The organism is Paenibacillus marinisediminis, from assembly GCF_054343325.1.
Genome location: NZ_JBTGUH010000017.1, coordinates 56,864 through 67,596, shown reverse-complemented (window position 1 = coordinate 67,596; position 10,733 = coordinate 56,864). Strand labels below are relative to the sequence as shown.

11 protein-coding genes are annotated in these 10,733 nt (G+C 48.8%); 9 read left to right on the top strand and 2 right to left on the bottom strand.

The features are described 5' to 3' along the window. A partial coding sequence (locus tag ACXX53_RS21945; protein ID WP_458570830.1) for a MarR family winged helix-turn-helix transcriptional regulator occupies positions 1-401 on the bottom strand: 401 nt, incomplete at its 3' end. 175 nt (positions 402-576) lie between these two features. Here ACXX53_RS21945 and ACXX53_RS21940 point away from each other — a divergent pair. From ACXX53_RS21940 to ACXX53_RS21925, 4 genes are read left to right on the top strand one after another with little or no spacing between them, the layout of a single operon-like run. After that, positions 577-1,563 (top strand): NAD(P)H-quinone oxidoreductase, encoded by a 987-nt coding sequence (locus tag ACXX53_RS21940; RefSeq protein WP_458570829.1) that lies wholly within the window; start codon positions 577-579, stop codon positions 1,561-1,563. Between the two features lie 46 nt (positions 1,564-1,609). Continuing rightward, positions 1,610-2,305, top strand: a complete 696-nt coding sequence (locus ACXX53_RS21935) for an ABC transporter ATP-binding protein (RefSeq protein WP_458570828.1) — start codon at positions 1,610-1,612, stop codon at positions 2,303-2,305. Further along, complete coding sequence (locus ACXX53_RS21930) at positions 2,302-3,567, top strand: ABC transporter permease (protein WP_458570827.1); 1,266 nt, start codon at positions 2,302-2,304, stop codon at positions 3,565-3,567. Before ACXX53_RS21935 ends, ACXX53_RS21930 begins: the two co-directional genes overlap by 4 nt. 55 nt (positions 3,568-3,622) lie before the next feature. Then, a complete protein-coding gene (locus tag ACXX53_RS21925) occupies positions 3,623-4,030 on the top strand; it encodes a DNA/RNA helicase (protein ID WP_458570826.1) in 408 nt (135 codons plus the stop codon). 453 nt (positions 4,031-4,483) lie between these two features. On the opposite strand, the gene ACXX53_RS21920 is transcribed toward ACXX53_RS21925, so the two are convergent. Further along, entirely contained in the window at positions 4,484-5,746 is a 1,263-nt protein-coding gene (locus ACXX53_RS21920) for an NAD(P)/FAD-dependent oxidoreductase (RefSeq protein WP_458570825.1), read from the bottom strand. 180 nt (positions 5,747-5,926) lie between these two features. Between ACXX53_RS21920 and ACXX53_RS21915 the strand changes: the two genes are divergently transcribed. From ACXX53_RS21915 to nadE, 5 genes are all read left to right on the top strand, one after another. Further along, positions 5,927-7,669 carry an ATP-binding protein gene (locus tag ACXX53_RS21915; protein WP_458570824.1) on the top strand — a complete coding sequence of 581 codons (1,743 nt, stop codon included), beginning with the start codon at positions 5,927-5,929 and terminating at the stop codon, positions 7,667-7,669. Between the two features lie 109 nt (positions 7,670-7,778). Continuing rightward, positions 7,779-8,573 carry a hypothetical protein gene (locus ACXX53_RS21910; protein ID WP_458570823.1) on the top strand — a complete coding sequence of 265 codons (795 nt, stop codon included), beginning with the start codon at positions 7,779-7,781 and terminating at the stop codon, positions 8,571-8,573. Between the two features lie 57 nt (positions 8,574-8,630). Continuing rightward, positions 8,631-8,747, top strand: coding sequence for an acid-soluble spore protein SspM (locus ACXX53_RS21905; RefSeq protein WP_458570822.1), 117 nt, complete (start codon positions 8,631-8,633; stop codon positions 8,745-8,747). A 115-nt stretch (positions 8,748-8,862) separates the two neighbouring features. Then, a complete protein-coding gene (locus tag ACXX53_RS21900) occupies positions 8,863-9,297 on the top strand; it encodes a BrxA/BrxB family bacilliredoxin (RefSeq protein WP_458570821.1) in 435 nt (144 codons plus the stop codon). Between the two features lie 263 nt (positions 9,298-9,560). Continuing rightward, positions 9,561-10,370, top strand: coding sequence for an ammonia-dependent NAD(+) synthetase (gene nadE / locus ACXX53_RS21895; protein WP_458570820.1), 810 nt, complete (start codon positions 9,561-9,563; stop codon positions 10,368-10,370). The last annotated feature ends 363 nt before the right edge of the window (positions 10,371-10,733 follow it).

Below are 10,733 nucleotides of genomic sequence, written 5' to 3'. Positions count from 1 at the left end.
TGTTCTTTCTCCTCTGTCGTCAGTCCGCTTAAGGCACGGTTCAACGTGCTGGCTTGACTAGGCATGATGCGATCCATGATGTCTCTGCCTTCATCCGTCATCTCTGCATAGATGACGCGACGATCCTTGTTGCAAGGATGACGGCGCAGATAGCCATTGCGTTCAAGCTTGTCTATAACATAGGTAACATTGCCGCTTTGCAGCAGCAGTTTTGATCCAATTTGTTGAATTGGCTGCGGACCCTTGTGATATAGCATTTCGAGTACCGCAAAGTCTGTTGGATTGAAGCCTTCATTTTTGCAGTTGGCAGCAGAGTGATCGGATACGCTCTTGAACGCTTTGGACAAGACGCGATACAAGTGCATGGAGGCTTCTGTTTCATGATCTACACGTTCTTGCATGTTGATCCCACCTTTTTTAGTCACAATCTGTGATAATGATTTCATGATATTATGGAATTGTAATTTATAACATGTCATTAATCACATTTGTGAAAGGTTGAACGCATTAAAATTGAAGTTTTTAAAAACTTTGTATTGTGTAAGCTTGTTAGTAAGGATAAGGGAGGCGAATGAGATGGCTAATCGCATGAAGGCAATATTGGTGAATGAGGAACAGAAAATGTACATAGGAACCTGGGAGAGACCCGTGTGCGGTCCTGGCGAACTGTTAGTTCGAGTTCATGCAACGGCGGTGAACCGTGCAGACCTGCTGCAGAAGAGAGGAAAGTATGAAGTACCTAAGGGTGCTTCTCCTATTCTGGGTCTCGAGATGTCCGGCGTGATTGAGGAAGTCGGAGAAGGCGTCAAGAACTGGGAAGCAGGCAATCATGTAGCCTCGCTGCTGAATGGCGGCGGCTATGCCGAGTATGTTGTCATTCCTGAAGATATGGCGATCGCAATTCCTGATCAGATAACTTTGACCGAGGCTGCTGCAGTCCCAGAAGTGTTCTTGACGGCTTATCTCAATATGATTCAGCTTGGCAAGCTTAAGGCGGGCGAGCGGATTCTGATCCATGCCGCGGCAAGCGGTGTAGGTACGGCAGCGATCCAAATCGCTAAAGCTGTCGGAGCCTATGTGATCGCAACTGCCGGTACGGATGAAAAATGCGAGGTCGTAAGCCGACTTGGAGCTGATGCGGTGATCAATTACCAGAATCAATCCTTCCGTGAGGAGGTTCTACGTCGGACGAAGGGCGAAGGTGTGCAGTTGATTATGGATCCGGTAGGCCCAGCCTACTGGCAGGACAACATGGACGTGCTGTCGGTAGACGGCCGCATCATCTTGTTCGGGGCGTTAAGCGGTTCGAAGGTGGAACAATTGGACATCATGCCGGCTATGATTAAGCGGATTCACATTATCGCTAGTACGCTGCGGGGACTGCCTCATAAGCGCAAGGTGGAATTGACGCGCAGCTTTGTGCAGTGGGCGATGCCGCTGTTCAAGTCCGAAGCGATTCAGCCCGTTATTGATTCGGTATGGGATGCGGAGGAAGCGAACGAAGCTCATAAGCGAATGGAGGCCAATCTTAACATCGGCAAGATGATTATATTAATGCATTAACCAGTAAAGCAACTGCTGGTCGGCTGTCATGAGAGAGGGGAAAGGCATGTCGGTATTAGATGTAAATATTGAAGAAGCGGGCTATGATCAAGGTGATATCAAGATTAGAAATATACAGTTTGAGGTAGAGCCGGGGCAATTAGTCGGTATTATTGGACCCAATGGGGCAGGCAAGAGCACCACGATCAAGACGGTAATGGGTGTGATGCGGCATGTAAAAGGAACGATTCGAGTCGGTGGAGATGGCGGCTATGCATACGTGCCTGAGCAGCCTGTGCTCTACGAAACGATGACGCTATGGGAGCATCTAGAGCTTGCGGCTGCGGCTTTCAAGCTGCCGAAGGATGTGTTTGAACAGCGGGCGCATGAGCTTCTCGAGCGCTTCCAGCTAACGGAGGTAGTGCATCACTATCCGACAAGCTTCTCGAAGGGGATGCAGCAGAAGCTGATGCTGATCATTGCCTTTATGCTAAAGCCGCCGCTCTACATCGTGGACGAGCCGTTCATCGGCCTTGATCCGCGTGCGACAAGGCGCTTGCTTGACATGCTGCAAGAAGCCAGAGAGCAGGGCGCAGGCGTGTTGATGAGCACGCATGTATTGGATACCGCTGAGCGGATCTGCGATACATTCATTCTAATTCATCAAGGTGGTATTGTCGCACAGGGTACCTTCGAGGATATTCGTGCCCAGTGCGGGCTTCCGCAGGGAAGCTTGATGGACTGCTTTGAGGTGTTGACGTGAAGCCGGCTGAGTTAGCGCTGCGCCGATGGCGGCACCACATGAACTTTCAGTGGAAGACGGCGAGCACGGTGCTTGACTGGACGGTGATGCTGTACTTCATCGTGCCGGCGCTTCTCTTGGGCGGCAAGTTCTATGCCGATTGGTGGCTCAAGCCGTTGGAAGTGCCGTCTATGCTGCAGGAAATGCAATTGTGGGTATACCTATTTCTCCTGCCTATCTTCTGGTCTCGCTTGCGAACCTGGCAAGAAGCGGGGGACATCTTATTTCTGCGTCAGCTGCCTGCATGGTGGCGCTCTTTTATTCGTTTTGGCATCGTGGAAATGATGCTCCGCCAAGCGCTGATCGTTCTGCTCTTGACCCTTGCGGCGCTGCCGTGGATGCTCAAGGCGTTCGGCATATCTTCCGCTGTTGTGATAAGCACGGCATTCTTGGCATGGTTATGGTCATGCTTGAAGGCGATGGCAGTCAATCAGATTCAAGTTCGATTCCACGGCTGGCCTATGAAGATAGCGAGCTCTTTAACGGTGATGCTGGCGATCGTCATATTCCGCCTCCTATTGGTACCTGCAGGTGAGACGATATTAGGCGCCACAGCGGCAACTATCCTGCTTGCAGGAGCGCTTATTCCTTGCTGCATATGGCGAATGCGCGCTGCGTATACCTTCGAGCGCGATATTGATATTGAGATAGATTATAAGATGAGGCTGACAAACCTTCTGTTGTCTCAAGCTGTGGAGAAGCCTCCGCGCAGGCGTAAAGGGAAACGCCCCTTATTGTTCCGCAAGTCGGGTTATCTAATGGAAACGAAGACGAGCGGCATCACGATCGGGGCAATCGCAGTCAAGACCTTATGGCGCAGCGGAGCGCATATTAGCTTCTATCTGCAGTTGACCGGAGTGGGGGCTGTGGCGATCATGATCAGCACCTTAAAGGCACCCGCGTTATTATATCTCGTGCTGCCTGTGATGGGCGTCGTGCTCGGATACTGGCTGAACAGCTATTGGCGTGAAGTGCTGTCTAGCGAGGCATGGAGCATTTACGTATTTTCAGTTGCTGATTTGCATGCGGGGGCCGTTCATTTTATACGAATCAATGCAGTTGTTCCCGCAATTATATGGTCCTTCTCTGCTGCTGTATGGATGCCTGCGGTTAGCGATAAATTGTTGGTGTTTGCCGTAGGGATTGCCGTAACGATCTGGGTATGTGCACGAGTCATGAAGATGAGAGGCTGGAAAGTCAAAGAAACCATCGAGTTGGGTTGATTTGCTCTTTATAGGGCATATTAACAATGAATGTCCTAGAATGGAGGTGTCAGCCATGCGTGAAGCAAGTATTCGTTTCCGTTTCGAAGATGCGGGTAATGCGCAGTTAGCTTATGATATGATGCGGGAATTGAACTATACGCCGGTTATGGAAATGGATGGCCATGTCTTTCATATTCATCTGAATCGTCAAGATTTAACTTCCGCTCTGGAAATTGCCGCGGCTTATGGCGGTTCGCTGGTTGAGGAAGGAGACGTTAACGAACGAATGGTCTATGATGAAGCATATGGCTTGGATCTGATCCCAATTCCCGCTCATCTCGTTAATGAGGATTGGGCGGAAGATGATCAATATGCTCGTACGACAGCTGCCTTAGACGATCTATCGCTGCGGGATGAGGATGCCGAAGGATGGAATGATGAGGAAAGAACGAATCATTTTCCTGGCGGCGTGCATATCTGATTAACGAGCGAAAGTGCAAGGGGCTGTCCCAAAAGTAGATTTTTTCTACCTGGGAAAGCCCCTTGTTTTTTTCGATGATGGTGAGCTCAAGGTTGTCCATCCCTAGTTCTACAGCTATTCGATAAAATCGATAGCTATCTACAAGGGCCGGGAGCGGACACACGAGCCGCTATTTGCAGCAAACACCACTAATTCGCCATACTAGCGGACTGTAGAGCCGTTATTTGACCTGAATAAGCCGTTTAGTGCTAGTTTTGAAGCAAATAGCGTCATCTGTGTCCGCAAGCCCTCAAAAAACACTTCGAAATCATGAAATAGCGGCCCCTGTGTCCGTTCAAGTGCGGGCCATTCGGTCTTACTATCACCGTATGTGCTATCGAATAAAAAGACCGCTGATCCAGTCTCATCGACTAGGTAAGCGGCCTCTTCTTGCTGTTCTAGAGCAGCCCCATATTATAGTTGCTTAGTGGATGCATGCTGTCCTGCAGCATATCCGGTTGAGAATGCCGCTGTAATGTTGTAACCGCCTGTGTAGCCGTGTATATCTAGTATTTCTCCACAGAAGTATAGTCCTTCAATAAGCTTGGACTGCATCGTCTTCGGATCGATCTCCTTCAGGTTGACGCCGCCGCCAGTAACGAACGCATCTTCAATGGATAGCGTCCCATACACCCGGATGGGGAATCGCTTCATCAGCTTAGCGAGCTGCAGCCACTCTTGCTTCGGAATATGATCGTACGTCAACTGCTCGTCCAGCCCGGATTGCTGCAGCAGAATCGGTACGATTCGTTCCGGCAGATAGACCTTCAATATATTCTTGATCGCTTTCTTAGGCTCTTGCTTCGTGAGCTTCAGTGTCTCTTGATATACTTCATCCGCACTCTTTTCCGGCTTAAAATCAATCGAAACTTCTACATTGCCGACCTGAAACTGCTTCAGCGCTTTTACTACAAATTGGCTGCATCTTAAAGCAATCGGTCCCGATATTCCGAAATGAGTGAACAGCATATCGCCTTGATGCTCAATCAGCTTCTTTCCTTTAGGGTTCCATACAGACAGCGACACATCTCGAAGTGACAGCCCTTGCAATTCTTTGCTCTGAATAAAGGGTTCATTGGACGTCAGAGGGACCTCTGTGGGAAATAGCTCCGTTATCGTATGACCGCCTGCTTCAGCCCACTTATAACCGTCGCCGGTTGAACCTGTCTGAGGAACGGACTTTCCTCCAGAGGCGACGATGACATTGCTGCTGCGTATCACATCGCCATTTCTAAGCTTCACGCCAGCCACACGTTGATCCTCGTAAAGAATCTTGTCGACGGGGGCGTTCATCATCATCTTCACACCCTGCTTGCGCACCTGATTAACAAGGGTATCCACCACCGTCTTGGCCTTGTCAGAGATAGGGAACATGCGTCCGTTATCTTCTTCCTTCAGCTTGATGCCTAGATTCTCGAAGAACTGAATAATTTCTTTATTGCCAAATTGAGTGAGCGCACTATATAAGAATCTCCCGTTGCCAGGGATGTGCTTAATAAGATCATCGAGTTCTTTATTGTTCGTCACATTGCATCTGCCGCCGCCAGAGATCCCCAGCTTTCGCCCCAGCTTGTCGCCTTTATCCAAGAGAAGAACAGTAGCGCCGCCTTTACTAGCTGAGATGCTTGCCATTAATCCAGCCGAGCCTCCGCCTATTACAATTACATCGTATTTCATAGTATAAACTCCTAAGCGAATGTATTTAATATAGATTGTATCATTGTAGCCCTAACTAATCCTATTGCAACCGTATAACTATAATATTTGAGAAAATATGACTTTTGCTGATTGTTTCCGACTCTGTTCTGTGTTTTAATCTAGGCATAGTGGACATATTTGGAAGGTGGAATAGCGATCGTGTTAGTTGCACTGAAGGAAACATTGCTGCAAGTTTTTATCGCTTGCCTCCCAGCATTTGCGTGTCAGATTTATTTAATGAAGCCGTCTCGAATCACGAAGGCTCATATTTACATCGGTTTTTTCTCCGTTATTTCTGTGCTGCTGTGTATGATGTTTTCTTTCTACTATTATAAAACCACTGCACATCCCTTCGACTTTCGGCTAATTCCGTTTGCTATAGGGATATTGTATGGCGGTTATCGTATAGGAGCGGGTATCGTACTGTTATATATCCTCATCCTGTATGGATTTGATTTAACGCAGCTCACACAGCCTCTTTGGACAGACCCGCTATTGTATATTACGCCAGTCCTGTTCTTCTATATTAATCGGTTCAGAACCTCTAATCTGGGCATGCGGATTTATATTACCATGAATTTTGCTTTGCTTGGAATGGTTTTGTATATCGTCTTCTATTCCTTAGAGCTATGGGAGAACAACATTGATTTTCATTCCGACGTATTTCTGTTTATGGCTATGTTTGGCTTCGTATTTATGATTGCGGCCTGTTCCACCGTTTATTTTATTGAAAGTGTGCGGGAGAAGGCTTATTTTCAACTGGGATATTTAAATATGTCTCATAAGTATCGCCAAGAGATGCAGAAGCTGAACCATGTGATGGATACAACCCCTCTTGGAGTCATTGCTGTCAATGCAGATGCCGAGATCACCAATATCAATCAGACCCTGCTCAATATTATTAAGGAGCATAGCGGTCAATATGAGCTGAGAGAGTTCATTGGTCAGTCTTATCGGGATGTTTTTAATAAGATTCGTCTATGGGATTCGGATGACCTTCTAATCTTTCGTGTGCTTCAAGGAGAGCCTATGCAGAGTGAAGTGCGTATTATTGGTGATCGCACCTATTTTGTGCATACGAAGTCCATGCAGAATCCGGAGACAGAAGAGATCGTGGGCGCTGTGGGGATGCTGCATGATATTACGGAACTAACTCAGCTTCGAGCGGAAATAGGCAACATGGAACGGCTAAGCCTTGTGGGACAGATGGCAGCCAGCATAACGCACGAGATCCGCAATCCGATGGCTGTTGTACGCGGGTTTATTCAGCTTATGAAAGAGAAGAATCCTGGACATATGGAAGAGTACTATAACATCGTTATGGAGGAGCTGGATCGGGCAAACGGAATTATTAACGATTTCCTGTCGCTTGCTCAGGATCGCATCGTCAAGAAAGAGGAGACTCAGCTTCATGAGCTGATCCACCATGTAGCGCCGTTGCTGTGGGCGGATGCCCATCTTCGCGGCCAAGAGATTGTATTGGAGCTTGGAGATTCAGTTCCAGAGCTGCTGCTGAATCCGAAGGAAATGAAACAGCTTATCCTGAATCTAGCCCGCAATGGGATGGAAGCCATGCAGGAAAAGGGCGTATTGACGATTGCCACCCAATACGATGAGAAGTTGTCCACAGTTGAGCTGCTGGTTAGCGATACTGGTTCAGGGATATCAGAACCAACCAGAGAGAAGCTGTTCGAGCCTTTTTATACGACGAAGTCGAAAGGTACGGGGCTTGGGTTGCCATTGTGCCTAAGTATAGTTGAGCGGCATGACGGAACGATACGTGTGGAATCGGAGCTTGGCAAGGGGACAAGCTTCATCGTGACGTTCAGAACGCATAAACATCAGGTGGAGGCGGCTAGTAGCGGCCTTGAATCGCCGCAGCTTCAGGCGTATACCGTTTAGTCTGAGTTTGTTGTCACAGTGAAGATACGTATTCATGATCGGACTATGGTAAAATAAAGGTAAGTTCTGGTGCCTGACGCATCATTGATAAATAAACGGAGGATCATGCATGAATGTGATACAACTAGGGCCGCTGACGCTGCAGGGTGACTTATTGGCCGTGATTGCGAGCGTGCTCATTGCAGCCGTTGCTATGGCGCTTCGTCTTAAGCTGGAGCACAAATCCCCGCGGCAGATCTTGGATTGGACTCTCACGGTGATGATTGTATTAGTCCTTAATCTAAAGTTCGGATATCTATGGGAGAGTCCATCTGTTATATGGGAGCAGCCGAAGGCGCTGTTATTCTTGAACGGAACCTCAATGAGCGGTAATGTACTGTTAGCTATCGGGTTGCTGGCTTGGACCGCATCATATATACGAAAATCGCGCATCTCCATACCAGAGTTCGCAGATACGTTGGCGCATGGCCTGTTAATGGGGATTGCAGGATTCGGGATCTTCTATTCCCTTTTGGGATTCCAAACGCCAGGTCTGACGCCGGTACCGCTGCCGGCAACGATGCAGGCGTCATTGCCGGCAGTAGAGTCGATCTTAGCTTTGCTGCTGCTAATAGGCTTATGGATTCGCAGACGTCCTATCGGTACTTATTCGGATGCGTTAATTACCACGCTCTCGATGGGATCGATCGGCATGTTGCTGAGTTATACTGCGCCGCAGGAATCTTTGTGGTTAGGCTTGTCCCTGCTGCAGTGGGGCTATGTATCTCTGCTTCTGACTGGTTATCTCATTCTGCGCTCGAAGGAGCAGGTGGTTACAGAAGAGAGTATAAGCAAGACTATCGGTGCTGAAGGCTCAGCTATTTCGCTGGAGCCGCCGGAGAACGCAGGGAATCATATGGGATAAAGGAATCTTTCCGTACGCATAATACCATTGAATATGTGACGGAAAGGAGGCAATTCCATGTCTCAAGATTCAAAGGCACAGCAGCGCCAGCAGAAGCAGAAACCAGGCAACGCTAATCGCAGCGGCGGTTCTGTAGATAAGAAGCTGAACGGACCTAACCGCCCTTCCACCTAGGAAAAGCCTTCTGTTCGCTTGATTTCCCTTCTACGCCTAGATACAATAGTACCGATAGAGAACGGGAGGGGCGTTCTGTCTACTATCGGATATTATTTTTTAGGAGTGAATGAAGATGTCGATGTCATTTGAGCAATATATGCGCGATATGGTACAGCCTATGCGCGATGAATTGACGAGTGCGGGCTTTGTTGAGTTGACGACGCCTGAAGAAGTGGAAGAGAAGCTTCCAACAGCTAAAGGCACAGCGCTTGTTGTGATTAACTCTGTATGCGGCTGTGCGGCAGGACTTTGCCGTCCGGGTGCGCGCAAGTCGCTGGAGTTCGAGGTGACACCTGATCACCTGTTTACTGTATTTGCTGGACAGGATAAAGAAGCTACAGCTAAGGCTCGTGAGTACTTCGCGCCGTATCCGCCTTCTTCTCCTTCCATTGCTCTAATGAAAGATGGAGAGCTCGTGCACTTTATTGAGCGCCACGGTATAGAGAACCGTTCTGCTGAAGAGATCTCAGCTGAACTGACGGCAGCTTACGATCGTTTCTGCCGTTAAGATAAGGAATAGGAAGCCGGGGGCTGCATCCATTAAGTCTGGAGCAGCCTCTCGCTGCGCTTTCGGGCCTAATCGGCTCATAGGAACAGCCCAAGCAATAATGATTCAGCGGCATATGAGTATAACAATGTTGGTTATCTAATGAAAACTGTTCTTTGCTACTAGCGTTAATGATCCATGCTGCGGTATGGTTATCCATAGAAAAGCTATTCGACTTGTCTAACAAGTGATATACATATAGTGCAATAGGAGGAGTGGGAAAAATGAGCTTGCAGGAAGAGATAGTGAAGAGATTTGGCGTGAAGCCGCAGATCAATGAGGCTGAGGAGGTTCGCACCCGAGTTGATTTCTTGAAGCAATATGTGAAGCAGTCCGGTACATCAGGATTGCTGATTGCGATCAGCGGCGGAATTGACAGCGCAGTTGCAGCAGGCTTGTGTAAGCTTGCTACCGATGAGTTGACGGCGGAGACAGGACAGCCTTATATGACGCTGGGCGTATTCCAGCCTTTCGGAGATCAGGCGGACATTCAAGACAGCTATGCTACTGCACAAGCATTCAAGCTGGAGCATACAGTGGAGACAAATATTGAAGATGCTGTTAATGAGATCGTGCTTGAAACGGAGCAGGCTTTCAAGCAGATGCAGAATCATCGCCATATCAGCATCCCAGGCAAGGGGAATGTAAAGGCTCGTGTGCGCATGGTTACACAGTACGCGCTTGCCTTCGATCTGAACCTGCTCGTCGTCGGGACAGATCACGCGTCAGAAGCGCTGACAGGCTTCTATACGAAGTGGGGCGATGGCGCGGTAGACATCACGCCGCTTAGCTCGCTGAATAAGCGCCAGGTACGCCAAGTGGCGCGTTACTTGGGCGTTCCGGCGAGCGTCATTGATAAGGCGCCAACCGCAGGCTTGTGGGAAGGGCAGACCGATGAGAAAGAGCTGGGCATCACGTATGAGGAGAACAGCGATTATCTCGAAGGTAAGCCAGTTTCCGACGAAGCGCGGGAGAAGATCGAGCGTCAGTATAAGAAGACGGAGCATAAGCGCTCTATGATTCCTGGAATCTAAGGCGCTAGTGGTATAGAAGTCCCCATCGCAAAGGGTGTGCGGTGGGGACTTTTTGTGTTGCCGCGAAGCTGTGCGGGAGTAGATAGCTCCTATCGGCTGTATGAGTGACAGACGGTGGGAGCTTGCTGCGTCAAGGAGGGCGGTAGCGGACACACGGGCCGCTATTTGTGGCGAAAACCACTAATTCGCCATGTTAGCGGACAGTAGAGCCGTTATTTGACTCAAATCAGCAGATTTGTGCTAGTTTTGAAGCAAATAGCGTCCTCTGAGTCCGTTCAAGCGTGTTATAGCGCACAAAAAAACCGCTGATCCAGCCTCGTAGACTAGGTAAGCGGTTTCTTATTGGTGTAGAACAACATCGTA